Consider the following 26,006-nt stretch of genomic DNA (forward strand, 5'->3'; position numbering starts at 1 on the left):
CATGATTAACAAGCAGTTTGAGAAAGAGGCCTTCAAGAAGAGTGTACGAGATAATGTAAAATTTCTCTATCGCAAAAGGCTGGAGGAAGCTACCCAGGAGCAGCTTTTCCAGGCTGTATGCTACACTGTGAAAGATGTTATCATTGATAATTGGCTGGAGTCACAGAACGCATTTGAGGAGCAGGATCCGAAGATCGTTTATTACATGTCCATGGAGTTTTTGATGGGCCGTGCCCTGGGGAACAACCTGATTAACCTTGGCGCTTACGGGGAAGTAAAGGAAGCCCTGGAGGAGTTAGGACTTGATCTGAATGTTCTTGAGGACCAGGAGCCTGATCCGGCACTGGGCAATGGCGGTCTGGGAAGACTTGCAGCATGTTTCCTGGATTCTCTGGCAACTCTTGGTTATTGTGCTTATGGATGCGGTATCCGTTATCGTTATGGTATGTTCAAGCAGGAGATCAGGGACGGTTATCAGGTAGAGGTACCGGATAACTGGCTTGTAAATGGTTATCCATTCGAGCTTCGCCGTCCGGAGTATGCAAAGGAAGTGCATTTTGGCGGTTATGTACGTGTAGAATATGATCCTGCAACAGGACAGAATAAATTTATCCATGAAGGCTATCAGGCAGTCAAGGCGATTCCTTATGATATGCCTATCGTGGGATACAAGAATGATCTGGTGAATACCCTTCGTATCTGGGATGCAGCTGCGATTGAGGAATTTGGGTTTGATTCTTTTGACAAGGGTGATTATAAGAAAGCAGTAGAGCAGGAGAACCTGGCAAAGGATATTGTAAATGTACTTTATCCCAATGATAACAAAATGTCAGGAAAAGAGCTTCGTCTGAAACAGCAGTACTTCTTTGTTTCTGCAAGTATTCAGGAAGCAATCTCAAAATATAAAAAGAAACATAATGACATTCGGAAGCTGCATGAAAAGGTTGTATTCCAGATGAATGATACACATCCTACCATGGCAGTTGCCGAGCTGATGCGTATCCTCATTGACCAGGAAGGCCTTGGCTGGGATGAAGCATGGGCAGTAACCACCAAATGTGTTGCTTATACCAACCATACCATTATGTCTGAGGCTTTGGAGAAATGGCCTATCGAGCTGTTCTCAAGACTGCTTCCACGTGTATATCAGATGATCGAGGAGATCAACCGTCGTTTTATCATTGAGATTCAGAACAGATATCCGGGCAACTATGAGAAGATCAAGAAAATGGCAATCATTTACGATGGCCAGGTTAAGATGGCTCATCTTGCCATTGCAGCCGGCTTTTCTGTCAACGGTGTTGCCAAGCTTCATACAGAGATCCTGGAGAAGCAGGAACTGCGTGATTTCTATGAGATGATGCCTGAAAAATTTAATAATAAAACCAATGGTATCACACAGAGACGTTTCCTCTTCCATGGCAACCAGCTGCTTGCCAACTGGGTAACAGACCATATCGGACCAGACTGGATCACAGATCTGTCCCAGATGAAAAAACTGGCTGTTTATGCTGATGATGAGAAAGCACTTCAGGAGTTTATGAATATTAAATTCCAGAATAAGCAGCGTCTTGCAAAATACATCCTGGAGCATAATGGCATTGAGGTAGATCCTCATTCCATCTTTGATGTACAGGTTAAGAGACTTCATGAGTACAAGAGACAGCTTTTGAACATTCTGCATGTGATCTATCTGTACAATCAGATCAAGACACATCCGGAGATGGATATGTATCCGAGAACCTTTATCTTTGGCGCAAAAGCTTCTGCAGCTTATGCCCGTGCAAAGAAGATCATTAAGCTGATCAACTCTGTTGCTGATGTGGTCAATAATGATGCATCCATTAACGGCAAGATCAAGGTTGTATTCATTGAGAATTATCGTGTGTCTAATGCAGAGATGATCTTTGCCGCAGCAGATGTTTCCGAGCAGATTTCTACAGCCAGCAAGGAAGCTTCCGGTACAGGTAATATGAAATTCATGCTGAACGGTGCTCCTACACTGGGAACTATGGATGGTGCCAATGTGGAGATCGTAGCAGAGGTAGGCGCTGAGAATGCATTTATCTTTGGTATGAGTTCTGATCAGATCATCAATTATGAGAACAATGGAGGTTATGATCCGGATATGATCTATAATACAGATCCGGAGATCCGTCAGGTACTGATGCAGCTGATCAATGGTACTTTCTCCAGTGATACAGAGCTGTTCCGTGATATTTATGATTCTCTTTTAAATACAAAGAACAGTTCCAGACCGGACCAGTATTTCATTCTTGGTGATTTCCGCTCCTATGCAGAGGCACAGAAGAAGGTGGAAGCGACTTATCGTGATGAGAAGAAGTGGGCGAAGATGGCACTTCTGAATACAGCTCACAGTGGTAAATTCTCTTCAGACAGAACCATCCAGGAGTATGTGGATGATATCTGGCATCTGGACAAAGTTACTGTAGGCACAAAATAATATTTCATGTCTTATCCGGGCAGTGCAGGACATGAACGGGATAGTTATAGAAACTGAATAAGTATAAAAATTGAATTAGTATAAAAATGGGATACGGTTATCACCAGTCAGTGAAAACCATATCCCATTCTTTTTTTGCTATTTTGGAAGAAATAATTCTCCGGTTGCTGCATTTTTCCAGTATTCATAAGGGAACATATGATACATTTTACGGATGGTATTGCGCTGACTTTCGTAGATCATTGCCAGTTTCCGTTTGCGGATGTACAGTTCTTTGTCCATTTCCCGCAAGCTGTATGGAATCCGGTCATTTACGTAGTAGGTACCAAACCAGTATAATTCAGCCTTGCATCCGGTTTCTTTATATTCTTTTTCAATGATCTGATGTGTCATCTGATGATGCAGATGGCCATATTCGCCATTTTCATTGTGGGTGGCAACCAGCTGCCAGTCTTTGTAGTTAAGAATCGTTGCCACATCTTTTTCCATGGCTGCTCGCCAGTATTTCCAGGAACTGCGTTTGTTGCCAAGTTTATCCGGGTAGGAAAGCATCAGATATTTGCCACCGGCTTCTGTAACCACAGATTGAAATTCTTTGCTGCGAACCGGGTTGTTGCCACCGGTCATACACACTACCAGATACTTATCATCCAGCAGGTGGCCGCCACCCCAGATCAGCTCATCATCCGGATGTGCAGAAAACAGGATCTTCGTATAACCGGACAGATCCAATGCATCTAGCTGATCATCTGTAACTGCAGGCAGGTGCATGTATGGGGAAAGAATGTGCCACCAGTAAATAAGCAGGGATGCGGCTGCCACAGCCAGCAGAGAAAGAAGTGGACGGCCCACTTTTTTGCAGGCCCATTTCATTGTATACATAAAAACCTCCTAAGGGCAGAATGTTCAGGGCGGCTCAGATCCCTTTTTTGTAGAGTATAAAAGAATAAATACAGGGAATCACAAAAAGCACCATCAGTATGGAAAAAAGAAGCCAATAGGACTGGACAAAACCGTTAATGATCATAATGATACCGCCAAGGATAAAAATCCAGGAGGCCATGCGGTGGGTACGGTTCCAGTTCTCTTCACTTGTCAGAGTCCAGGGCAGCCTGATGCCGATTGTAAAATTCTGTTTCACCTTATGCAGATAATTACCTATGACAATAAAGAGAAAGCCAATCATAAGGCTGACCCAAAGTCCGATATCCAGGTCATATCCCAGATTATAAGAATAAAGGAAAATATTAACGCATATGGAAAGCACAGGGATGATCCAGAAGACCATTTTGCCAATGCGGGTATTGATATTTTTTCGTTTGGGATCTGCCAAGGTTGCCAGGGAAACAAAAAGCTGCAGGGCAAGCAGAATCAAAGGAAGCCCAAATACTCCAAAAAATTTGCTGCCCCATCCATCGGCTCCATTATTGTTTGAAAAGTGTATGGCGAATTTCTCAGGCAGCTGATTCCATAAAATCAGGCCTGCAAGTATAGGACTGATAGTAAGAAGGCTTGTAAGTAAAAGAGTTTTTCTGTTATTTCGGATCATTGTCAGATTCTCCTTTCAGATTCTTCAGCCATAGCAGGATTTCATCTACAACTGAAGTATTCAATTCATAATATACATAATTTTTTTCTTTGGCTTCCCATACCAGATCTGCTTTTTTCAAAATGTTCAGATGGTAGGAGATGGTTGCACCAGTCATGTCAAAATGACTTCCGATTTCTCCTGCTGACATCCGACCGCTTTTCAGAAGCTGTAGGATTTCCCGTCGGACAGGATCGGATAGTGCCTTGAAAGTGTTGGCAAAAGACAATTTTGTTCCTCCTTTTAAAAGCATTTAGAAATATTTCTAAATAGAATATATGATAACTTTATGGAAAAGTCAAGAACTATTTAGAAAAAAATCTAAATACCATGACACAGACAGAAAAAATGATTTTACTGCTTCAGTTCTGATACTATAATCGTGTAAAGGAATGAGAATTGAAAGAATATACTATATGGAATATATTTACAAAAGGGATGGTATGTTTCATTAATTATTTATGGGGTGGAATGATTTCTAAAAATATATAAATAATATACAAATAATCTGTTAATTACCGAAAAAAACGTGTATAATATTACATAGTGATACCAGATAGGAAAGGTTAAAGTTGGTGTCAATATAAAATCAGGCAGGACATAAAGGGGGCTTGTATATGAAGATCACATTTATCGGTGCGACCCATGAGGTGACGGGCAGTTGTTATTATCTGGAGGCAGCCGGAAAACGGTTTCTGGTAGATTATGGGATGGAACAAGGACCAAATTACTATGAGAATCAGGAAATCCCGGTAGCCCCGGGAGAACTGGATTTTGTACTGCTGACACATGCACATATGGATCATGCAGGAATGTTGCCTGCATTATATGCAAAAGGCTTTCAGGGACCGATCTATGCAACAGAAGCCACCTGTCATTTGTGTGATATTATGCTTCGTGATAGTGCACATATCCAGATGTTTGAGGCAGAATGGCGCAATCGTAAGGGACGCCGCCAGGGAAAAGCAGATTTTGTGCCTGTATATACCATGGAAGATGCACTGGCAGTGCTTAAGAATTTTGTGGGAAGACAATATGGAGAAATTTTCCAGCCGGCTCCCGGGATACGGGTTCGTTTTACAGATGCAGGACATTTGCTGGGGTCTTCCAGTATTGAAATCTGGATGGAAGAAGATGGAAAAGAAGAAAAAATAGTATTTTCCGGAGATATTGGCAATAAAAACCAACCGCTGATCAAGGATCCGACATATCTTAAGGAAGCAGATTATGTGGTGATGGAATCCACATATGGAGACAGAAGTCATGGAGAGCGTCCGGAATATGTAAAGCTTCTGGCAGAGGTGATCCAGGAAACCTTTGACAGAGGCGGTAATCTGGTGATTCCTTCTTTCGCAGTAGGCAGGACTCAGGAAATGCTGTATTTTATTCGGCAGATCAAGGAGGAAGGCCTTGTTACTGGACATGATAATTTTAAGGTCTATGTGGATAGCCCGCTGGCAAATGAAGCTACTACCATTTTCGGAAAACATTATCATGACTGCTTTGATGAGGAAGCTTTGAAATTGGTGCAAAAAGGGATCAATCCTTTAAGCTTCCCAGGTCTTAGGATTTCTGTAACAAGCGATGATTCCAGAGCTATCAATTTTGATGAAGACTGCAAGGTGATCATTTCTGCCAGCGGCATGTGTGATGCAGGGCGTATTAAGCACCATCTGAAACATAATCTGTGGCGTGAAGAGTGTACGATCCTGTTTGTTGGATATCAGGCTGTGGGGACAGCCGGAAGGGCACTGCTGGAAGGGGCGCAGGAGCTGAAGCTTTTCGGTGAGCCGGTTCATGTGGCTGCCCATATCCGCCAGATGCCGGGCATCAGCGGTCATGCAGATGTAAATGGACTGATTGACTGGGCGAAAGCTTTTAAACAGAAACCGAAACAAGTATTCATTACTCATGGAGAGGACAGCGTAACAGAGCTTTTTGCAGGAAGACTGAAGGAAGAACTGGGGTACGATACCATGGCGCCTTTCAGTGGAACCATATATGATCTGAAAGAAAATGCCCTTGTATATGAGGCAAAGGGCATCCGCATTGAGAAAGCATCCAAGTCTCCCAAGGCTTCTAAAGCTGCTCAGGCTTATGCGAAGCTGGTTTCTCTTGGACACAGATTGATGTCTGTGATCCGCAAAAATGAAGGAACTCCCAATAAGGATCTGGACAGATTTGCGAGAGATATCCAGTCATTATGTGATAAATGGGACAGACCGGATCAGTGAGATAAAAGAAAACCCGCCTGTGGTCTTAGTATTTCATCAGATCACAGACGGGTTTTAAGCTGCTTTTAGGCAAGTGCCTCTTTTAATGCGAAAGCAAGCTGCTGTGGACATGAAGTTGGTTTTGAACCGCACTTAATATTTTCAAGACGGCTGATCACTTCTTCAGCGTCCATGCCCTCCACCAATTTTGAAACACCCTGGGTATTTCCAGAGCATCCTCCGATAAAATTTACATTGTGAACCTTTTTATTGTCATCAATTTCAAATTCGATGGCCTGTGCACAGACACCTTTTGCTTTATACATCATGGCTTTATCCTCCTTTTTGCAGTTCAAAAGCATTATGAACTTTTCATTTTGGTATTATGTATTATGATTTTGGTGTGAAAACACCAAAATCATGATTGCACGGATTGTTCCGTGCTTTTGACACTGTAATCATATTATAGCAGAATCGCTGTAAAAATCTATAGGGGATTTGGGAAGAATAAGGAAATAGATTGGGATATGGTAAAATTACAAAAGTATCAATTTGATAATTCGTTCTTAATATGATATTAAAAATTGCCAGTTTCAGAAAAAAAGACTAATATAAGGAACAGCAAAGGTGCAGTCGTGGTGAAAACCACAGGCTGCGCCTTTTTCGCATTACAAGATTATCGATAAGATTACCAATTACACGATTATCAAAATGAAAGAGTGATCCACAATGGTATTTCATTCCGTAACAAAAAGCAAGCAAAGAGTAGAAGCATACAAAAAAGTAAATGGTGAAACCATTTTTGCAAATGACCTGGAGATGAAAGACATGCAGTACGCATACGGCGTAAGTTCCAAATATGCATTTGCATGGGTTAAAAATATTGACACTTCTCAGGCGGAACAGGCACCAGGCGTATCCTGTGTTGTTACATACCAGGACATACCAGGAGACATTCTTATGGGTGAAGACAAGCAGGATCAGTATGTACTGGCTGTAGACCGGGTGATCACGGTAGGAGATATTCTGGCCGTCGTGGTGGCTGATACCATGGAACATGCAAAACAGGCAGGACAACTGGTAAAAATAGAATATGAAAAGCTTCATGAACTGACGGACCTGGAAGAGGCCTATCGTTCGGATATGGTGGTAAATCCATATAGAAATGATAACCTGTGTTCCCAGTGTTTTATCAAAAAAGGAAACATTGATAATGCCTTTGAACCGGAAAATGTATCTGTGCAGACTCATTATGAGACAACCTGGCAGGAACATGCATATATAGAACCGGAATGCGTAGTGGCATATCCGGGAAGAAGGGACCGGGAGGTTACGGTGATTGGTTCCATGCAGTCTATTTACAATCCAAGGATGTCTATACATAAAAGCCTTCAGATCCCGTTGGCTGATATCCGGATCGTGGCTACCTCTGTTGGCGGTTCTTTTGGCGGCAAGCTGGAAAGTCCGGAGGTGATGGCTGTCCGTGCAGCTGCCTGTGCTCTGAAATGCCATAAGCCGGTGAAATATCTGCTGACCCGGGAAGAATCTATGCAGCAGAGCCATAAACGCCATCCCTTTAAATTCGATGTTCATGTATCTGCAGATCAGGAAGGAAAGCTGCAAGGGTTTGAAGCACTTGCAATGACCGATTCCGGAGCCTATGCAAACATGTCTCCGGGAGTGGCTTTTAAAGCTGTATCCTTAGGGGCAGGTCCTTATGTAGTTCCCAATGTTTATTGTGGGGCAAAGGCAATTTATACAAATAATATCCCATCAGGCTCTATGCGCGGCTTTGGAAATCCCCAGGGGATTTTTGCAAGGGAATGTGCTTTAGATGAACTGGCAGAAAAGCTGGGAATGTCCCCTTATTTGCTGAGAAAAAGAAATGTAATGCATAGAGGAGATGCCACTGGATCCGGGCAGATCATTGATTTTGAGGATATCGGTGCAGAAGAGGTGCTGGATCAGGTAGCACAGGAGCTGGATTACGAGAAAAAATACTGGCAGTATAAAAAGGAAAATCCGGGAAAAACAAAAAGAAGGGGAGTAGGACTTTCCCTTTCCTACCGCGGAAACAGCTACGGAACTGGTGTCCCTGATGTTGGACGGTGTTATCTGGAAGTGCAGATGGACGGAAGTGTAAGACTGAATATCGGTTTAACGGAAATCGGCCAGGGGCTTCATACAGTGATGGGGCAGATTGCAGCAGAAGCACTGATGGTCAGTGATGACCAGGTAACGGTAAGCGAAAGTACCACAGATGCTCCGGCTACCGGAATCTGTAATGCTTCCAGAGGAACCTTTGTTGGCGGTAATGCCATTTTGGATGCAGCGAAAAAGATACATGAATGTATGAGGGACGCATTATCAGAAACCTTTCAGTGTGACCGTAGGAAAATCCGTTTCCTGTTGGACATGGTGGATGTGGATGGAAAAAAATTATCTTTTAAAGAGGCTGCCGGGATCACTTTTTCAACAGGCCGGACACCTGCCTTTACAGGAAATTATAAAACCCCGGATCCTGTGTTCGATGAAAAGACAGGATTTGGTGACACCTTTTATGAATATACTTATTCCTGCATCGGAGCAGAAGTGGAGATTGATACCTGTACAGGAGAAACAACAGTGCTGAATGTGGTGTCTGCCCATGATGCTGGCCGGATCATGAATCCTAAGCTGGCAGCAGGACAGATCGTAGGCGGTGCAGTCATGGCTCAGGGTTATGCGTTGATGGAAGATATCAATTCAGTAAAAGGATATGCAAAGAATGAGAATTTTGACCAGTATATGATACCCGGAATCAAAGATGTGGGCAGGGTTTTGCCGGTAACAGTAGAAAATCCCAATGACCGCGGACCTTTTGGAGCCAGATCCCTGGGAGAACCGACTCTGGATCCAGGGCTTGGAGCTTTTACAAATGCAGTAAACCATGCACTGGGAGAACTGGGAAAAGTAAAAAGCTCCCCTGCCAGTCTGGAAAAGGTTTTGTTCTCATGTGGAGGAGCAAAGGGGGATGGAAGATGAAGTATCAGGATTACATTACCGTTTCTTCTTTGAAAGAAGCATTGGAGCAGCTGGAGAAATATGGGAAAGATGCTGTGATCGTTGCCGGGGCAACTGACCTGGCAGTAAAGGCAAGGTCAAAGGACTGGTATGAAAGCAAATATTTGGTGGACATCAGCCGCATTCAGGAATTACAGGGAATCCGAAAAGAACATGGAAAAATTATGGTGGGAGCAATGACTACCATCTATGAATTGCTTCATTCTGAACTGATCCGAAAAGGAGCAGGGCTCCTGTATCAGGCCTGTGGAAATATTGCGGGACCGCAGATACGGAATCAGGCTACCATAGGAGGCAATCTGGCGAATAGCTGTCTGGCTGCAGACACGATCCCTGCGCTTTGTGTGCTGGAAGCAACGATCTGCATCGTGGGATCGTCAGGCACCAGAGAAATTCCGGTAGAGGAATTGCTGAAATTCTGCCCTCCATGTGTGAGACATGAGGAAATGAGTGTAGGCGGATGTTTTTATGGGATACCTGCAGGGAAAAAGAATACGCTGGAGCCGGATGAAATCATCACCCAGGTAGTAATTCCTGTTATGTCAACAGATTACCGGTATTCATTTCAGAAGGTAGGCCGAAAGAAAAGCGGATGTATGTCCAGATTCACTTTGGCAGTGGCGATGAAGCTTTCAAAGGATCAAAAGATTGAAGATGTTCGGCTTTCCATAGGGGCTGCGCTGGCTGATATCAGACTGCAGAAGGAAGTGACAGAATCTCTCAAGGGCCATAAACCGGATAGTGAATTATTCCATGCTTGTATGGCGCAGCTTGGGGAGAAAATCCGCAGTCAGGTGCGGAAAGTGGATGACAATATAGAATACAAAGCAGCTGTCTGTGAACGGCTGGGGACAAGAACTTTAAGTGAACTTGCTTTTAGAACAGCTTTTGTGGAATAAAATGGGATAAGGACTGATGCAGAATGAAAAAAGTGATACAATTTATATTGAATGAGCAGGCAGTGTGTATAGAAACTGATCCTGCAGGAAGACTTCTGGATACCATTCGCCACATTCTTGGATACAAGGGAACCAAAGAAGGCTGTGGGATCGGGGAATGTGGAGCCTGTACAGTGATCATGGATGGCAGGACAGTGAACAGCTGTGTGACTCTGAATGCACAGGCAGAAGGAAGGAAGGTGACTACTATAGAAGGCCTGTCAGGAGACAGGATGGCAGATGTGATCAAGAAGGCCTATGTGGAAGAAGGAGCTGTACAGTGTGGATTCTGTACACCTGGCATGGTTTTAAGTACATATGTTTTGCTAAAAGAAAATCCAAAGCCCACCCAGGATGAAGTGAGGGACGGCCTGTCAGGCAATCTTTGCAGGTGTACCGGATATACGGCTATCATCCGGGCGGTATTACGGGCAGCAAAAGAGCTTTCAGGTAAAGAACCTGAAAAAGAAGGGAGCGATTAAATGATGATAGCAGATGGATGGAAAGAGGAAGTTGTAGAGCTTTGTAAGAAAATTGTTTCCAGGAGGAGCTATTCCGGAGAAGAAAATGGTGTGGCAGAGGAATTAAAAGCTTACATGGAAGCAAATGGATTTGATCAGGTTTATATTGATAAATACGGAAATATCATTGGAAAGATAAAAGGAAAACGTCCTGGAAAGAAGCTGTTATTTGACGGACATATTGATACGGTTCCGGTAGGAAATGAAAGTGAATGGACCCATGCCCCTTTTGCTCCCGAGACATGTGATGGAAAGCTGTACGGACGGGGAACCACAGATATGAAAGGGGCTGTGGCAGCTTATACAGTGGCTGCCTGTCATTTTGCAAAGGATTTTGACAGAGATTTTGCAGGAGAGATTTATGTGGATGGAGTTGTCCACGAGGAATGTTTTGAAGGGGTAGCTGCCAGAAGCATCAGCGAATATGTGAAACCGGATTATGTGGTGATTGGGGAAGCTTCAGACCTGAATCTGAAAATCGGCCAGAGAGGACGTGCAGAGATCGTACTGGAAACCTTTGGAAAACCTGCACACAGTGCAAATCCTGAAAAAGGGATCAATGCAGTATATAAGATGGCAGAACTGATCGGGGAAATCAGAAAGCTTACGCCTACAGAGCATCCGGTACTGGGAAAAGGAATCCTGGAGCTTACAGATGTGAAATCCAGCCCATATCCTGGAGCATCGGTTGTACCTGAATACTGTAGGGCCACCTATGACAGAAGACTTCTGGTAGGAGAAACCAAGGAATCTGTGCTGGAGCCTATTCAGAAGCTGCTGGATGAAAAAATGAAAGAAGATCCGGAACTGAAAGCAAAGGTTTCCTATGCCTACGGTAAGGAAAAATGTTATACAGGCGAGACGATCCAGGGGGAAAGATTTTTCCCGGGATGGCTGTTTGAGGAAGACGCTGATTATGTACAGGCAGTGAAAAAAGAATTGGAATCCATGGGTTTTACCCCCAAGATCACAAAATATAACTTCTGCACAAATGGCAGTCACTACGCAGGGGAAGCCAACATTAAAACAATTGGTATGGGACCATCTGTGGAGAGCCTGGCTCATACAGTGGATGAATACTGTACGTTAGAGGCACTGGAAAAGGTGGCCGGATGTTATTACGGTATTATGAAAGCTTTGCTGAAATAAAGGATCCGGTATTGCCGCTTACCGGATCAAAGGAAATATCCAGGCAACAGGAAGCGAGGGAGAGACATGAAGATATACAAAAATCTTAGAATTTTTACCATGGACAAAGAGGGAAAAGTATATGATAATGGGTACATTAAGGTTTCAAAGGGAAAGATCCTGGCAATCGGGAATTGCGATGATCTGACCTGTCAGGAGCTTGAGGCAGGAGAATGCGTGGACTGCAAAAATAAGATCGCAGTGCCAGGCATGATCACTACCCATGCACATTTTTATGGGACTTTTGCCAGAGGGATGCAGTTATCCCAGTCGATATGCAACTGGCAGCAGATGCTGACCCATATGTGGTGGAAGTTCGATAAGAAGCTTACCTTCGACCAGTGCTATTACAGTGCTATGCTTGGACTGATAGATGGCCTGAAAAGCGGCACTACCACATTTTTTGATCATCAGGCAAGTCCGAATGCCACAGATGGGGTGCTGGATATTCTGGAAAAAGCGGTAAGACAGGCAGGTGCAAGAGCATGCCTTTCCTATGAGGTTTCGGATCGGGACGGAACAGAGCACAGAGACAGTGGGATCCGGGAAAATGAACGATTTATTAAAAAGACCCAAAATGCAGAGGATCCGCAGATTTCAGCATTGTTTGGCATGCATGCAGGATATTCTCTTTCCAGGGAAACTCTGGAGCAGTGTGCACAGACTGGCAAGGAACTGGACTGTGGATTTCATGTACATATTGCAGAGTCTGAAGCAGATGTGGCAGAAAGCTATCGTCTTTATGATATGCATGTAATGGAGCGGATGTATAAGGCTGGGATACTGGGAGAACAGACCATTGCCGCACATTGTGTCCATTTGGGATCGGAACAGTGGGAGCTTCTGCAAAAAACAGGCACAACCGCTGCTTATAATGTACAGTCCAATACCAATAATGCAGTAGGGATCTGCCCGGCAGTATCCATGTTGGATCATGGGGTTAATGTGGCGCTTGGCGGAGATGGTTATACATACGATCTTTATCAGGAACTTGGATTTGGAGTGATCATGCAGCGGATCAGGGAAAAGGATCCTCGTGTTTTTTCAGGGGAACAGATCCGCAGGTTTGCCTTTGAAAACCCTGGAAACCTTGGGAAAAGGCTGTTTGGTGTACAGCTTGGCATGCTGGAGCCTGGTGCGGCAGCAGATATTGTTCTGGTGGATTATCAGGAACCAACACCCATAACAGGCAGTAATTTCCTGTCGCATATGACCTCTGCATTCAGCGGAAAAGTGACAGATGTGATCGTAAATGGAAAAACGGTTGTGAGAGACAGGCACTGTACCCAGATTGATGAAGAAAAGATTTTGGCAGAATGCAAGGTACAGGCAGACCAGCTCTGGAAAAGTCTTGACTGAACATAACAAATGTGTCCCGCGAAAATGAAGGGGCATTCCTGAAAGGTGATCAATGAAAAAAAGTAAATTATATGAGATACAGGATGTGGCGATCCAGATTGCCAATACATTGGCAACCATGCTGCAGGTAGATGTGGAGATCATTGATTCTGCACATATGAGGGTGGCGGCAACCGGGCATTTTGCCTGCCGTGTGAATCAATCCAATGTGGGAGATGGCCATGCTTACCGGGACACACTTGAGACAGGAAAGAAAATGTTTATTGATAATCCGGGACAGAATCCTTACTGCGTGGGCTGTAAGGAAATAGATACTTGTGATGCGCTTCTTGAAGTGTCTGCACCGATTATTGTAGATGACCGGATCGAAGGAGCCATCGGGATGACCTGCTACAAAGAAGACAGGGAACAGTTTATGGCGGAGCATTTGCAGGAATCTATGTTTTTTCTGGAACAAATGTGCATGCTGGTGGCAGGAAAGATCAAGGAACGCACCAATCTGCAGAAGCATCTTTCAGCAAGCAGGATGCTGCATGCCATGATGGGTATGGTAGACAAGGGCGTGCTGATCCTGGATCAGGAGGGCAAGCTGCTGGAATACAACGGGATTGCTGCAAAAGAACTGAAGCTGGATCCTGGAATCGTCGGTCAGCCTGTGAATATCATCCTGACTGGGGATGTGATGATGGAAAAAAGGGAATATAAGGTGGTGATCGGAAGCACTGTTACCACTGTAGTAGGCTGGGAAGAGCATTTTGAGGATTCAGATGATGCATATGGCCTTGTTCTGGTTTTTGACAGTATCCGGTATTACAGGGATCAGGTGTATAACATGGCTTACCATGTAGTGCCTCACGACATCCGTTATATTATCGGCCATTCGGAATATACAGTCCGTATCAAAAAAGAGATCAATCAGGCGGCAGCCCATAATGGACCTGTGCTGATCGAAGGTGAAGAAGGTACAGGGAAAAAGACCATAGGAACGGCTATCTGGAAGGCCAGCCAAAGAGCGGAAAAGCCTTTTGTATATTTTAACTGTGCAAGCGTAGAGGAAGGTCTTTTGGAAGAACGGTTATTTGGTGCCACCGGGCAGGATAAGGCCGGTATGGGATCCGATTATCAGGGAACCATGGGTGTGATGGAGATGGCAAATGACGGGATCCTGTATCTGGACGAGATCGATGAAATGTCTATGTTTTATCAGGCGAAACTGGAGCAGTTCCTTGATGAAAAATACATCCAAAGAAAAGGCTCCTTTCAGAAGATCCCTGTAAATGTGCGGCTGATCTGTGCAACCAAAAAGAACCTTCTTCGGCTGACAGAAAAGAATAAGTTCCGTAAACCATTGTATTACAGTATCTGCATCAACCGGATCACTGCATATCCTCTTCGGAAAAGAAAGGAGGACATTCCGGAACTGGTGAATTTTTATATTGATCAGTTTACTCAGAGATATAGGATCTATTATCGGCAGATAGATGAAGAAACACTGCAGTTTCTCTGCGGCTGCAACTGGAAGGGGAACATTACGGAACTGGAGAAAACTATTGAATATATGGTAAATGCCCTTCCGGAAGATGGGGTGATGGATATGAAAACCGTACCCCAGGAGTTGTTTGGAATGACAGATGATGAAAGTCAGATCATGACACTGGAACAGCTTGAGCAGCGAGAGATTCGCAGAGCTATCCGAAAGTTCGGAGACAGCAAAAAAGGTAAGGAGCAAGCTGCTGAAGCATTGGGTATCGGTATTGCTACTTTGTATCGAAAACTGGATAAAATGACATAATATCATTTTGAGAATCCTTTATCTTTATGATAATTCCTCTTGCAAGATCCTGCCCAAATGGATAAAATGTGAAACATCTTAGATATAAGCAAACAGCAAAGAAGTAAATAAACAGTAGATAATAAGTGAACATTAAAGAACATGATGAAGCAAAGGTGCTTTTCCTGAAAAGGAGAAGCACTTTTTTTGTGTCTGCGGGGTATAAAATATGAGTGAAACAAAACCATTACTTGAATTAAGAGGAATCACAAAAACATTTGGCCAGTTTGTGGCAAATGATCATATTGATCTTACCATTCGTCCTGGTGAGGTACATGCACTGCTGGGAGAAAACGGAGCAGGAAAAAGTACATTAATGAATATTATTTACGGACTTTATCACCCAGATGAAGGACAGATCCTTTTGAAAGGGAAAGAAGTACATATTAAATCACCAAAGGATGCCCTTAGGCTGGGAATCGGTATGGTACATCAGCATTACATGCTGGTAGATGTTTTTTCCTCATCTGAAAATGCTTACCTGGTTGGAAATGATTCTCTTTTTTCAAGAGTAAAAGAAAAGGATATTGAGAAAAGGCTGGAGGATATTGGAAAACAGTTTGGCCTTCAGGTAGACACTCATGCAACCGTAGCTAAACTGACTATAGGAATGCAGCAGAGACTTGAGATCCTGAAGCTTCTTTATACAGGAGCAGAGCTTCTGATCCTTGATGAGCCGACTGCAGTGCTTGCACCTCAGGAATGTGACATGCTCTTTGAAACCATACATGCACTGGTAAAAAACGGAAAAAGCGTGGTGTTTATCAGTCATAAGCTGGACGAGGTGCTGAAAATCAGCGATCGGATCACCGTGCTCAGTCATGGAACAGTTGCAGGCCATATGATGACCAGGGATGCAGATAAGCAGAAAATCATCAATATGATGGTAGGAGAAGAAGTAAAAGCACCTACAGCAGTAGCAAGAGCTACCATAGAACCGGAGGAAGGGGAAAAACCTTTGCTGGAACTGAAGGGTGTGGAAGCACTGGACGACAGAGGTGTGAAAACTGTTTCCGGTGTGGATCTGACCATCCACAGAGGAGAGATCGTAGGGATCGCCGGTGTGGAAGGCAACGGCCAGGCTGAGATCGCAGAGGTGGCAGCAGGGCTTCGGGAAATTTGCGGAGGCTCCCTTTTCCTGGACGGCGAAGAGATACGGAAATCAAAGGCACAGACTTTTATCGACCATGATGTGGCTTATGTGCCTGCAGACAGAAATACAGTGGCCACTGTTAAAAGCTTCCGGCTTTTTGATAACTGGCTATTAAGAAGAAAGAAAATACAGAAAAAGGCAGGACTGCTGAATTATCGGGCGATCAAGCAGGATACAAAGGATTATATGGAAATGTTCGATGTAAGAGCCCGAGGCATTGGGGATATTTCAGGAAACCTGTCTGGAGGAAACCTGCAGAAGTTTATTCTTGCAAGAGAGCTTAGTAAAAAACCAAGAACAATGATCTGTTCTTATCCTACCAGAGGAGTGGATGTAATGGCATCCTGGTTTATCCGGGATAATATACTGAAAGCCAGAGATGAAGGAATGGGAGTTATGCTATTATCCGGTGACCTGGAAGAACTGTTTTACCTGGCAGACCGGCTGGTGGTTATGTTTAAAGGAAAGGTCATTGGTGAAGTAGATCCAAGACATACAACTGTACAGGAGGTTGGAAGTCTGATGATGGGGGTGAAAGCACATGAATGAAGTGACAAAACAGAAAATATCAGATTTGCTGAAAACACTGGCGATCATATTGATAAGCTTTGTGGCAGCCATGCTGATCGGTGCAATTTTCGTAGTAATTCTTGGCAAAAGCCCATTGGAAACCTATAAGCAGCTGATCCTTTCACCGTTTACAAATATGGGAAACTTCGGAACCATTATCCGTAATATGATCCCATTAAGTCTTGTGGCTATCGGTGTTGCATTTGCAGGAAAATGTGGATTAAGCAACCTGGGCGGTGACGGACAGTTCCTGATGGGAGCGCTGGCAATGATTCTGGTAAGTACCACTATAGGTAAGCATCTGGGATGGATGTCCATTATCGTAGGGATGCTTCTTGGAACTGTTTTTGGAGCTGTGTGTGGCGGCTTTGCAGGATGGCTGAAAGCAAAATTTAAGGTAAGTGAGATCATTACCGTATTAATGCTGAATTACATTGTAGAATATTTTATCGCATATCTGGATCATGGTCCGATGCTGAAGGCAGGAAGCTCTACTCCCCAGACAGAATCTATTGCAGAGTACGAGCGGATCCCAAGGATTTTTGAAGGCACCATGTTCAGTTACTCCATTCTTATTGTATTGGTTTGCATCCTGCTCTATTGGATCGTAATGCAGAAAACAACTTTCGGATATAAGATCCGTGTATTGGGAGGCAGCGTAAAAGCAGCGCAGTATGGTGGCGTAGATCCTGAAAAGTATTACACAAAGGTAATGGCCATCAGCGGTGCATTTGCAGGGTTTGCAGGTGTTGTGGAGGTGTGCAGCTTTGCATACTGTGTACAGGATGGTATCTGCAACAGCTACGGCTTTAACGGTGTGCTGATAGCGCTTCTTGGATTCTATCATCCGGTGGGAATCCTGCTGGCAGCGTTTTTCTTCTCTGTATTGAATGTTGGGGGAAATGTAATGCAGATTACCTGTGCAGTGCCTACTACCTTTGTATCGATGTTGAAAGGCCTGATGGTTTTGTTCATTCTTCTGGGACTGAGCGCAAAGCTGAAAAAAAAGTTCAGACCATCAAAGAAACAGGCTTGCGAAGATCTGAAAGAAAGTGTGAAAAGTACCGTAGAAACTACTGTGAAGATGAAAGAAAGAGAGGCGGTATAAATGGATGTGATGGCATTTATCAGTTCCATGCTTGCAGCCGGTATCCGAATGGGAATTCCCATTGCTTTTGCCGGAATTGGTGTGGTGATCGCTGAAAAAAGCGGTGTTCTGAATATCGGATGTGAAGGGGAGATGCTGACAGGAAGCTTTGTCACCTTTGTAGTTGTTTACTTTACCCACAGTTATTTTCTTGGGATACTTGCAGGCGGCGCAGGTGGTCTTCTTACAGCAATGATCATTTCTTTTCTTTCAATCACAAGGAAACAGGATCAATCTGTTGTAGGAATTGTTGTAAACATATTTGCTGCCGGATTTACCAGCTTTATTTACCGGGTTATTTTCGGAACAAGTGGTTCAGGACTTAGCATTGATGTTATGAGCACCATAAAAATACCGGTGCTTGGAGATATTCCTTTTATTGGAAATATTTTCTTTAATCAGACGATTTTGTATTACGCGCTGATCGTTGTAGCAGTTGTCTGCTGGTTCGTGCTGATGAAGCTGAAAGCAGGACTTCAGCTCAGAGCTATTGGAGAGAATCCAAGAGCTGCACAGGCCTGTGGAATCAATGTTATTTTATACAGGCATATCGCAGTGATGCTGGCAGGATTCCTTTCCGGGATCGGCGGTGCATACCTGGTAGTGGCTACTATGGGAAGTTTTGTGGAAGAAATGAGTGCAGGCCGTGGCTTTATTGCAATGGCTGTGTCCACGTTATGTCACTGGAATCCTATCCTTGCTTTGATCGCATCTTTTGTGTTTGGTATTGCCCAGGGTTTGCAGATGAGAATGCAGGCTTATGGTATTAATATTCCGTATCAGTTTTTACTGATGCTTCCCTATGTACTGACCATTGTCAGTATGGTTCTGTTTGGCAGAGGTGTAAGAGCACCGAAAGCACTTGGGACTGTGTACGAAAAAGAGGGAAGATAAAAGGTAGTTATAAAATTTATTATATAACCAGAGGAGGAATCTATTATGAGAAAACATTTCATTACAAGAATGGCAGGAATGGTTATGGCAGGATTGATGGCATTTAGCATGTCAGCACCGGTCATGGCAGAGGAAGCAGCTGCAGAGGAGACAACAGATGATGCAGCAGAGGAAACAACAGAGGCAGCCGCTTCAGTTGAGACGATTGCACTGATCCTTCCAGGGGTTATTACAGACCAGTCCTGGAGTCAGCTGGCTTATGAAGCACTGGAAGACCTGAAGGAGGAAGGTTACGACACTGCATATACAGAAAGCGTTACTGCTGCTGATGCAGAAACAGTATTCAGAACATATGCAGACGAGGGATATGACCTGATCATCGGACATGGAAGTGAGTTTACAGAAGCAGCTGTAACGGTAGCAGGTGATTATCCAGATACCTATTTCTTCTGTACCAATAAATGTCCGGATGGTGTAGAACCGCCGGCAAACCTGGGATTCTGCTATACAAAAGAGTATGAAGCTGCTTATGCATGCGGAGTTGCTGCTGCAATGTCCACAGAGTCAAAAGTTGTAGGTTATCTGGGAGGCATGGAGCAGTCTAGCCAGATTGCTGATAAAAATGCATTTATTGATGGTGTTGCTTCTGTAGATCCGGATATCAAGGTGATCACAGTTATGTCCGGTACCTTTACAGACTCTGCACTTGGTAAAGAGGCTGCTCTTTCCATGATCGAGCAGAAGGCAGATGTACTGATGCATTCCTGTGATACAACTGGTCTTGGACTGATTGAGGCTTGTACAGAAAATAATGTAAAATGGATTGGCTATGGTGCGGATCAGGTAGATCTTGGTTCTGATCTTTGCATTACATCCTGCATCGCTGATACAGGAAAAGCAATCGAAGAAGTAATCACCAAAGTAGGTACTGATGAGTTTGGAACCTCCTGGATGCCTGGCATGGCTGATGATGTAGTTTTCGTAGGTACTTTTGGTGACAACGTACCTGATGAAGTAAAGAGTGCTGTAGAGGATACCTGCGAAAAGATCAAAAGCGGCGAGATCGTTGTAGAGAACAAAGAAACAGACAACTAAGAAACGGATAACTAAGAAACAAATAACGGATAACTAAGAAACAAATAACTAAGAACAAAGAAAAAGATCGTTAAGAAACAAACTCAGGAGATGACAGGATTGAAAAGCTATAAAAATGCAAATGTTTTCTATGGAAAAAATCTGGAACTGGTGAAAGGGAAAACCATCCTGGTGGATCAGGGAAGGATTCAGGGAATTACAGATGAGCAGTTTGAAAACAGCATAGACCTTCATGGAGATTATGTAATACCTGCATTTGTAAATGCACACTGTCATCTGGGAGACACTGGTGCTAAAGAACTGGGAGTAGGACTTACATTGGAAGAGGCAGTTGTTTATCCTAATGGTCTGAAGCACAAATATCTGGCAAAAATTACCAGTGAAGAATTGACAGAAGCTGTCCGGGATGGTCTGAAAGAAATGTTGAAAAACGGCATCATCCTGGCAGCGGATTACAGGGAAGGGGGTCTGGCCGGGATCCAGGCAGTGCGGCAGGCGCAAAAAGGCTTGCCGATCCATGTGATGGAACTGGGCAGACCAGCCCTTACAAATGCAGATTCCACAGAGGAAGAATTTGAAAAAGAGATCCGTTCGATTCTGGAAGTTTCAGACGGTTTTGGGATGGGACAGATTTATGCGGTAAGCAAAGAAAGAATGAAGAAGATCCGCAGCCTTTGTGGTGATAAGATTTTTTCTATTCATATTGCAGAAGGCAGAAGCGACTGCGAAAAATCAAAGAGAGAATATAATCAGTCGGAAGTGGAGCGAGCAGCTGAACTGGAAACAGATTTCATGGTGCATTTAACCCATACCGATGATCATGATAAAGAACTTCTTGTAAAGAAAAAGATTCCTATTGTCTGCTGTCCAAGGACAAACCTGATCCTGGGAGACGGTTTCCCGGAACTGGATATATTTACAAGGTTTGGGATTACATGGGGACTTGGAAGCGATAATATGATGTTTACATCTCCGGATCTGTTCCGGGAGATGGATACAGCCAGCCGGGTAATCCGGGGGCTAGGTGAAAAACCTGATTGTATGGATTTCAGGGAATGCTTAAAGGCTGCAACCTGGTCAGGAGCAAAGTCCCTTAAACAGGATAGCGAACTGGGAAGTATAGAGGAAGGAAAGTTGGCCAGCTTTTTGGCTATCCGTTCCGGATCCTGGAATTTAAAACACAGCCATAATGTGATTTCTTCCATTGTCCACAGGGTTGGACCTGAAGATATAGATTATTTCCTGGCGGATGGTACAGAGGTGATCCGCAAGGGAGAGTTTTTGTTTGAGTGAACAGATATGCAAAAGATTCAGAACAGATGAATTTGCCTGGCGCTCAGAAAGGAGAGGCTTATGTTTTATAAATATTATGATGAACTTACATGGGAAGAAGTGGAAAAACTGGATAAGGAGAAGTGCTGTGTACTTCTTCCTCTTTCATCTATTGAACAGCATGGAAAGCACCTTCCGGTAGGAACAGATGATTATATCCTGAGAATGTGTATGGAGCAGCTGGAAGAAAAAGAAAATCCATCAGATATTACTTTTCTTTGCCTTCCCATCCTTGGGATAGGAACCAGTGATGAGCATATGACATTTCCGGGAACTATTTCCTTTTCAGCTACTACGTATTTTGCCATTATCAATGATATTGTAACAGCATTGGCAAAGCATGGTTTTAAAAAGCTGGTAACAGTAAACGGACACGGAGGAAATACATCTTTGCTTGCAGGCTTTTCCCAGGAAATGAATCTGAAGCACCATGTGGTTGTTTATAATCTGGAAATACCAGCTATTTATAACAACTGTAACTGTGTGGAATCCCTGAAGGATATTTATGTGCCAGTGGATATTCACGCAGGAGATATGGAAACTTCCATGATGCTGTATAAAGAAAAAGAACTTGTGCATATGGAGAAAGCAGTGAACGTGGATGTAGAGTTTGAACCTTACTTCAGTGGATGGCTGACCAGAGACTTTAGCGAAACAGGCACTTTAGGCAGACCACTGCTGGCAACAGAGGAAAAGGGAAAACTGCTCCTGGATTATATTACAGATACAATGGCTAAGATCCTGGTGAAGATCGGAAAAAAATAGGAGGTCTATATGGCAGATATCAGTACCACCTTTTGCGGAATTAAATTTGTAAATCCTTTTGTGATCGCTGCATCACCTTCCTCAGATAGTCTGGAAAAGGTGGAGCGTGCTTTTTTAGAAGGATGGGGCGGAGCAGTGCTGAAAACCATTGAGGCCAGAGGATGCCAAAGAGAATTGGCTGAGCCAAATATGGGAGCATTGGATTTTGCCGGGAAAAAGCAGATGGCTTTTTTCAATTATGATCTGTGCACTCAGCAGACACTGGAAGAGCTTTGCAGTGAGATCCGTTATCTGAAGAAAAAGTTTCCGGATCGGGTTGTGATCGCCAGTATTATGGCTAGTAACAGACCGCAGTGGAAGGAACTGGTGGAAGCTGTGGAAGATGCAGGCTGCGACATGATCGAGTGCAGCATTTCCTGCCCACAGGGTGATGGATCCGGGAAGATCCCGGCCTCAGATCCGCAGCTTCTGGAAGGCTGTGTCCAGGATATTAAGCAGTATGTAAGAAAGGGAACACCCCTGATCGTGAAAATGACACCTAACGTAACAGATATTGTGGCAGTGGCAAAGGCTGCTGAAAAAGGCGGGGCTGATTCTCTCTGCGGTATTGATACTGTGAAAAGCTTTATTGGCATTGACATTGAGACAGGGCTTCCCAAGCTGCATGTAAATGGAAAATCCACTTATGGTGGTCTTTCCGGACCGGCTATAAAGCCGATTGCGCTAGGTTGTATGGCGCAGATCGCACAGTATACCGGACTGCCACTTGGAGGAGTAGGGGGGATCAGTAATTATGAAGATGCCCTGGAGTTCATGATGCTGGGGTGTGGTATGGTGGAAATCTGTTCTGCTATCAGCAAATATGGATACAGGATGATCAAAAATCTTTGTAATGGATTGTCCGATTTTATGGACAGACACGGAATTGAATCATTATCAGAAATTGTAGGAAGCAGTCTTAAATACATTGTTTCCCAGCAAGAGCTTTCAAGGGACTGGCACGGGATCAGTACCATTGACAAAGAGAAATGCATTGGCTGTAAAAGCTGTATCACAGCCTGTCAGGACTGTGGTTTCGGAGCCATGACACTGGAAGAGGGAAGACCAGTGGTGGATCCTGATAAATGCCCTGGCTGCGGTGTATGTAAAACAGTATGTCCAAAGAGCTGCATTCAGATTCTGGAGCAGCAGTAAGGAGGTTTTAGCATGGGAATATTGTTTAAAAATGGTACAGTTGTTACTTCAACCACCATGTATCAGGCAGATGTAAGAATTCAGGGGGAAAAGATCACAGAAGTGGGACAGGATCTTTGCATAAAGGATGATCAGGCAGTGGATGTGTCCGGAAAGTATATTCTTCCAGGAGCAATCGATCTGCATACTCATATGTCGGATCCTTTTGGAGGAACAGTTTCCAGTGACAGCGAATTTACTGGTACAAGAGCAGCAGCCTGTGGCGGTGTGACTACAGTGTTTGATTTTGCAAAGCAGAAAAAAGGAATGCATCTGCCAGAGGCGGTAGACATTAAGAAAAAGGCATATGAAAACCGAGCCTGTGTGGATTATGCACTCCACTGCATTGTTACAGATCTGATGGAAGATGACCAGGTGCTGGAAGAATTCGCAGACCTTGTAAAAGATGGAGTTAATACCTTTAAGTGTTACAGCGTCTATAAAAAAGAAGGCATTATGGTAGATAATCAACAGTTTGCCGCTATTCTGGAACAGGCGGGAAAGGTGGGCGGTATGGCTACCCTGCATGCAGAGGATGCAGGCGTGGTGGATTATCTTACAGAAAAATATGTAAAAGAAGGAAAGCTTTCTCCCTGGTATCATTATATGAGCCGGCCGGAGTGGGCTGCAGCACAGGCAGATATCAGCGCGATCCACATGGCAATGCATCTTCATGCTCCTCTTTATATTGTACATATGGATAACAAAGAAGGTGTGGAAGCAGCAGCAAAGGCTAAGATGGAAGGATATCCTGTCTTTGTGGAAACCTGCCCACAGTATCTGGAATTTACAAGTGAAGTTTATAAGAGAGCGGATGCTGTAAAATTTGTAATCTCTCCTGCAATCAAAAATGAGGAAAGCCGGGAAGCCTTGTGGAAAGCCTTGCAAACAGGTGTGATCGATACAGTGGCTACAGATCATTGTCCGTTTACCACAGAGGAGAAAAACTGGGGAAAGGATGACTTTACAAAGATCCCTAATGGTTGTGGAGGTATTGAAAACCGCTATCCCTATCTTTTGTCCGCTGCCCATGACGGACGGCTTACTTATGAAAGGGTGGTGCAGGTATGTGCGGAAAATCCGGCAAAGATCTTTGGGTGTAGTGAGAAGGGCAGTATACAGGTGGGAAAAGATGCAGATCTGGTAATCTATGATCCCCAGATGACTGTGACAGGAGGTCCGGATATTATGCATACGGCCTGTGATCATTCCATATGGGATGGGTATGAATACCATGGCTATCCGGTACAGACCTATTTAAGAGGAAAACTGATAGCAGATCATGGGATATATATAGGACAGGCAGGGGACGGCAGATTTGTGAAAAGAAGTCCTCTTCATGTATGATGATGTGAATGGCGGGACATGTTTATTACAAATGAAAGAAAGGTTAGATGAAGGATATGAAAAAATTGGAAATCATTATAAAAGCAGAAAAACTGGAACAGCTGAAAGAAATTCTGAATCAACGAGGGGTTCATGGTATGAATCTGTCTAACATTATGGGGTGTGGAAATCAGAAAGGAAATATAAGATCTACCAGAAAGTATGACAACTCTTCCATTAACCTGATCCCTAAGATCAAGGTGGAAACGGTTATTCCAGATGAGCTTTCAGAAGATGTGATCAATGCAGTAGTGGATCAGATCCAGACCGGAAATTTTGGTGATGGAAAGATTTTTGTCTATGATGTGGAAGATGCTATCCGCATCCGTACAGGAGAGCACGGAAGTGATGCTTTGTAAATCAGTTGCGGAACAATAGATAGTAATTACAAATTCTTTAAATTTGGTCTGGCGTACAGGCTGATGAATTGATACAATAGAAGGGTCAGTGTGCAAAAAAGGGAAGATTTTCCCGGCACTGGCGCTTCTATTTTTATGAAAAGAGGTTCAGAAGATGAATTGTATTGGAATTATCGGAGCTATGGAAACTGAGGTAGCCAGACTTAAAGAGATGATGGAAGATGTGACAGTGGTCACAAAAGCTTCCATGGAATTTTATCAGGGAATTTTAAAAGGAAAAAAGGCAGTGGTAGTCCGTTCCGGGATTGGCAAGGTGAATGCAGGAATCTGTGCGCAGATCCTGGCAGATGTTTTTCAGGTAGATGCCCTGATCAATACCGGTATTGCAGGAAGCTTGAATAATGATATCAATATTGGCGATATTGTACTTTCTACAGATGTGGTGCAGCATGATGTGGATGCAGGAGCGTTCGGATATAAGAAAGGAGAGATTCCCCAGATGGGACAGCTTTCTTTCCCGGCAGACGCAAAGCTCCGTCAGCTGGCAGCAGATGCCTGCAGGGATGTGAATCCGGAGATCCAGGTTTTCCAGGGCAGGATTGCTTCCGGAGATCAGTTTATCTGTGATCGGGCAGTAAAAAATGATATCCGTGATACTTTTGGCGCTTATGCAGTGGAGATGGAAGGTGCAGCGATCGGACAGGCGGCATGGCTGAATCAGGTACCTTTTCTGATCATTCGTGCCATTTCAGATAATGCAGATGACAGCACTGGTATGGAGTATAATACCTTTGAAAGGCTGGCAGCTGAGCACAGTGTGCGTCTTACTGAGAAGATCATGGAAACTCTGTAAGAACAAAAAGGGCAAAACAGGTGTGCAGTCCTTTAGGAGGCTATAACCTATTTT

General features: G+C 43.9%; 22 protein-coding genes. 18 read left to right on the forward strand and 4 right to left on the reverse strand.

Annotated features, from left to right (window positions below):
* Position 1: 1 nt before the first annotated feature.
* Positions 2 to 2,464 carry a glycogen/starch/alpha-glucan phosphorylase gene (locus tag OCV61_RS09745; RefSeq protein WP_158421644.1) on the forward strand — a complete coding sequence of 821 codons (2,463 nt, stop codon included), beginning with the start codon at positions 2 to 4 and terminating at the stop codon, positions 2,462 to 2,464.
* A 138-nt stretch (positions 2,465 to 2,602) separates the two neighbouring features.
* Here OCV61_RS09745 and OCV61_RS09750 read toward each other — a convergent pair whose 3' ends face one another.
* The 3 genes from OCV61_RS09750 to OCV61_RS09760 are packed head-to-tail and all read right to left on the reverse strand — an operon-like array spanning position 2,603 to position 4,281.
* Positions 2,603 to 3,346: a PIG-L family deacetylase gene (locus OCV61_RS09750; RefSeq protein WP_158421645.1), complete on the reverse strand. Its 744-nt coding sequence runs from the start codon at positions 3,344 to 3,346 to the stop codon at positions 2,603 to 2,605.
* Between the two features lie 34 nt (positions 3,347 to 3,380).
* Entirely contained in the window at positions 3,381 to 4,013 is a 633-nt protein-coding gene (locus tag OCV61_RS09755) for an SdpI family protein (RefSeq protein WP_158421646.1), read from the reverse strand.
* Positions 4,000 to 4,281 (reverse strand): autorepressor SdpR family transcription factor, encoded by a 282-nt coding sequence (locus OCV61_RS09760; RefSeq protein WP_158421647.1) that lies wholly within the window; start codon positions 4,279 to 4,281, stop codon positions 4,000 to 4,002. Before OCV61_RS09760 ends, OCV61_RS09755 begins: the two co-directional genes overlap by 14 nt.
* 388 nt (positions 4,282 to 4,669) lie before the next feature.
* Here OCV61_RS09760 and OCV61_RS09765 point away from each other — a divergent pair, with 388 nt between their 5' ends.
* The gene (locus OCV61_RS09765; RefSeq protein ID WP_158421648.1) at positions 4,670 to 6,286 is read left to right on the forward strand and encodes an MBL fold metallo-hydrolase RNA specificity domain-containing protein; all 1,617 of its coding nucleotides are present in this window, start codon (positions 4,670 to 4,672) and stop codon (positions 6,284 to 6,286) included.
* A 65-nt stretch (positions 6,287 to 6,351) separates the two neighbouring features.
* On the opposite strand, the gene OCV61_RS09770 is transcribed toward OCV61_RS09765, so the two are convergent.
* Positions 6,352 to 6,594 (reverse strand): TIGR03905 family TSCPD domain-containing protein, encoded by a 243-nt coding sequence (locus tag OCV61_RS09770; protein ID WP_158421649.1) that lies wholly within the window; start codon positions 6,592 to 6,594, stop codon positions 6,352 to 6,354.
* A gap of 400 nt (positions 6,595 to 6,994) precedes the next feature.
* On the opposite strand from OCV61_RS09770, the gene OCV61_RS09775 reads away from it, so the two are divergent.
* From OCV61_RS09775 to OCV61_RS09850, 16 genes are all read left to right on the forward strand, one after another.
* A complete protein-coding gene (locus OCV61_RS09775; protein ID WP_158421650.1) occupies positions 6,995 to 9,289 on the forward strand; it encodes a xanthine dehydrogenase family protein molybdopterin-binding subunit in 2,295 nt (764 codons plus the stop codon).
* The gene (locus OCV61_RS09780; RefSeq protein ID WP_262582776.1) at positions 9,286 to 10,227 is read left to right on the forward strand and encodes an FAD binding domain-containing protein; all 942 of its coding nucleotides are present in this window, start codon (positions 9,286 to 9,288) and stop codon (positions 10,225 to 10,227) included. Before OCV61_RS09775 ends, OCV61_RS09780 begins: the two co-directional genes overlap by 4 nt.
* A 23-nt stretch (positions 10,228 to 10,250) precedes the next feature.
* Complete coding sequence (locus tag OCV61_RS09785; RefSeq protein WP_158421652.1) at positions 10,251 to 10,748, forward strand: (2Fe-2S)-binding protein; 498 nt, start codon at positions 10,251 to 10,253, stop codon at positions 10,746 to 10,748.
* Positions 10,749 to 10,751: 3 nt separating this feature from the next.
* Positions 10,752 to 11,936: a YgeY family selenium metabolism-linked hydrolase gene (locus OCV61_RS09790; RefSeq protein ID WP_158421685.1), complete on the forward strand. Its 1,185-nt coding sequence runs from the start codon at positions 10,752 to 10,754 to the stop codon at positions 11,934 to 11,936.
* A 66-nt stretch (positions 11,937 to 12,002) separates the two neighbouring features.
* The gene (gene ssnA, locus OCV61_RS09795; protein WP_158421653.1) at positions 12,003 to 13,334 is read left to right on the forward strand and encodes a putative aminohydrolase SsnA; all 1,332 of its coding nucleotides are present in this window, start codon (positions 12,003 to 12,005) and stop codon (positions 13,332 to 13,334) included.
* Positions 13,335 to 13,386: 52 nt separating this feature from the next.
* Positions 13,387 to 15,126 carry a sigma 54-interacting transcriptional regulator gene (locus tag OCV61_RS09800; RefSeq protein ID WP_158421654.1) on the forward strand — a complete coding sequence of 580 codons (1,740 nt, stop codon included), beginning with the start codon at positions 13,387 to 13,389 and terminating at the stop codon, positions 15,124 to 15,126.
* Between the two features lie 208 nt (positions 15,127 to 15,334).
* Positions 15,335 to 16,867, forward strand: a complete 1,533-nt coding sequence (locus tag OCV61_RS09805) for an ABC transporter ATP-binding protein (RefSeq protein WP_158421655.1) — start codon at positions 15,335 to 15,337, stop codon at positions 16,865 to 16,867.
* Entirely contained in the window at positions 16,860 to 17,996 is a 1,137-nt protein-coding gene (locus tag OCV61_RS09810; RefSeq protein WP_158421656.1) for an ABC transporter permease, read from the forward strand. The genes OCV61_RS09805 and OCV61_RS09810 overlap by 8 nt, the downstream gene beginning before the upstream one ends.
* On the forward strand, positions 17,997 to 18,929 hold the full coding sequence (locus tag OCV61_RS09815) for an ABC transporter permease (RefSeq protein ID WP_158421657.1): 933 nt from the start codon (positions 17,997 to 17,999) through the stop codon (positions 18,927 to 18,929). It begins immediately after the preceding gene.
* A gap of 45 nt (positions 18,930 to 18,974) precedes the next feature.
* Positions 18,975 to 20,024, forward strand: a complete 1,050-nt coding sequence (locus OCV61_RS09820; RefSeq protein ID WP_158421658.1) for a BMP family protein — start codon at positions 18,975 to 18,977, stop codon at positions 20,022 to 20,024.
* Positions 20,025 to 20,123: 99 nt separating this feature from the next.
* On the forward strand, positions 20,124 to 21,317 hold the full coding sequence (locus tag OCV61_RS09825; RefSeq protein WP_262582777.1) for an amidohydrolase family protein: 1,194 nt from the start codon (positions 20,124 to 20,126) through the stop codon (positions 21,315 to 21,317).
* A 60-nt stretch (positions 21,318 to 21,377) separates the two neighbouring features.
* Positions 21,378 to 22,121 carry a creatininase family protein gene (locus OCV61_RS09830; protein WP_158421660.1) on the forward strand — a complete coding sequence of 248 codons (744 nt, stop codon included), beginning with the start codon at positions 21,378 to 21,380 and terminating at the stop codon, positions 22,119 to 22,121.
* A gap of 9 nt (positions 22,122 to 22,130) precedes the next feature.
* Entirely contained in the window at positions 22,131 to 23,315 is a 1,185-nt protein-coding gene (gene preA / locus OCV61_RS09835) for an NAD-dependent dihydropyrimidine dehydrogenase subunit PreA (protein WP_158421661.1), read from the forward strand.
* Positions 23,316 to 23,327: 12 nt separating this feature from the next.
* Positions 23,328 to 24,701: a dihydropyrimidinase gene (gene hydA / locus OCV61_RS09840; RefSeq protein ID WP_158421662.1), complete on the forward strand. Its 1,374-nt coding sequence runs from the start codon at positions 23,328 to 23,330 to the stop codon at positions 24,699 to 24,701.
* 56 nt (positions 24,702 to 24,757) lie between these two features.
* On the forward strand, positions 24,758 to 25,099 hold the full coding sequence (locus OCV61_RS09845) for a P-II family nitrogen regulator (protein WP_158421663.1): 342 nt from the start codon (positions 24,758 to 24,760) through the stop codon (positions 25,097 to 25,099).
* A gap of 154 nt (positions 25,100 to 25,253) precedes the next feature.
* A complete protein-coding gene (locus tag OCV61_RS09850) occupies positions 25,254 to 25,952 on the forward strand; it encodes a 5'-methylthioadenosine/adenosylhomocysteine nucleosidase (RefSeq protein WP_158421664.1) in 699 nt (232 codons plus the stop codon).
* Positions 25,953 to 26,006: the final 54 nt, after the last annotated feature.

The organism is Blautia ammoniilytica, assembly GCF_025566965.1.
Classification (GTDB): domain Bacteria; phylum Bacillota; class Clostridia; order Lachnospirales; family Lachnospiraceae; genus Blautia_A; species Blautia_A ammoniilytica.

Coding starts and splice junctions, on each gene's coding strand:
- OCV61_RS09850 (WP_158421664.1), top strand. CDS start 25,254: ATGAATTGTATTGGAATTATCGGAGCTATGGAAACTGAGGTAGCCAGA.
- OCV61_RS09845 (WP_158421663.1), top strand. CDS start 24,758: ATGAAAAAATTGGAAATCATTATAAAAGCAGAAAAACTGGAACAGCTG.
- ssnA (WP_158421653.1), top strand. CDS start 12,003: ATGAAGATATACAAAAATCTTAGAATTTTTACCATGGACAAAGAGGGA.
- OCV61_RS09785 (WP_158421652.1), top strand. CDS start 10,251: ATGAAAAAAGTGATACAATTTATATTGAATGAGCAGGCAGTGTGTATA.
- OCV61_RS09765 (WP_158421648.1), top strand. CDS start 4,670: ATGAAGATCACATTTATCGGTGCGACCCATGAGGTGACGGGCAGTTGT.
- OCV61_RS09780 (WP_262582776.1), top strand. CDS start 9,286: ATGAAGTATCAGGATTACATTACCGTTTCTTCTTTGAAAGAAGCATTG.
- OCV61_RS09790 (WP_158421685.1), top strand. CDS start 10,752: ATGATAGCAGATGGATGGAAAGAGGAAGTTGTAGAGCTTTGTAAGAAA.
- OCV61_RS09800 (WP_158421654.1), top strand. CDS start 13,387: ATGAAAAAAAGTAAATTATATGAGATACAGGATGTGGCGATCCAGATT.
- OCV61_RS09810 (WP_158421656.1), top strand. CDS start 16,860: ATGAATGAAGTGACAAAACAGAAAATATCAGATTTGCTGAAAACACTG.
- OCV61_RS09820 (WP_158421658.1), top strand. CDS start 18,975: ATGAGAAAACATTTCATTACAAGAATGGCAGGAATGGTTATGGCAGGA.
- OCV61_RS09830 (WP_158421660.1), top strand. CDS start 21,378: ATGTTTTATAAATATTATGATGAACTTACATGGGAAGAAGTGGAAAAA.
- OCV61_RS09750 (WP_158421645.1), bottom strand. CDS start 3,346: ATGTATACAATGAAATGGGCCTGCAAAAAAGTGGGCCGTCCACTTCTT.
- OCV61_RS09805 (WP_158421655.1), top strand. CDS start 15,335: ATGAGTGAAACAAAACCATTACTTGAATTAAGAGGAATCACAAAAACA.
- OCV61_RS09775 (WP_158421650.1), top strand. CDS start 6,995: ATGGTATTTCATTCCGTAACAAAAAGCAAGCAAAGAGTAGAAGCATAC.
- OCV61_RS09770 (WP_158421649.1), bottom strand. CDS start 6,594: ATGATGTATAAAGCAAAAGGTGTCTGTGCACAGGCCATCGAATTTGAA.
- OCV61_RS09815 (WP_158421657.1), top strand. CDS start 17,997: ATGGATGTGATGGCATTTATCAGTTCCATGCTTGCAGCCGGTATCCGA.
- preA (WP_158421661.1), top strand. CDS start 22,131: ATGGCAGATATCAGTACCACCTTTTGCGGAATTAAATTTGTAAATCCT.
- OCV61_RS09745 (WP_158421644.1), top strand. CDS start 2: ATGATTAACAAGCAGTTTGAGAAAGAGGCCTTCAAGAAGAGTGTACGA.
- OCV61_RS09755 (WP_158421646.1), bottom strand. CDS start 4,013: ATGATCCGAAATAACAGAAAAACTCTTTTACTTACAAGCCTTCTTACT.
- hydA (WP_158421662.1), top strand. CDS start 23,328: ATGGGAATATTGTTTAAAAATGGTACAGTTGTTACTTCAACCACCATG.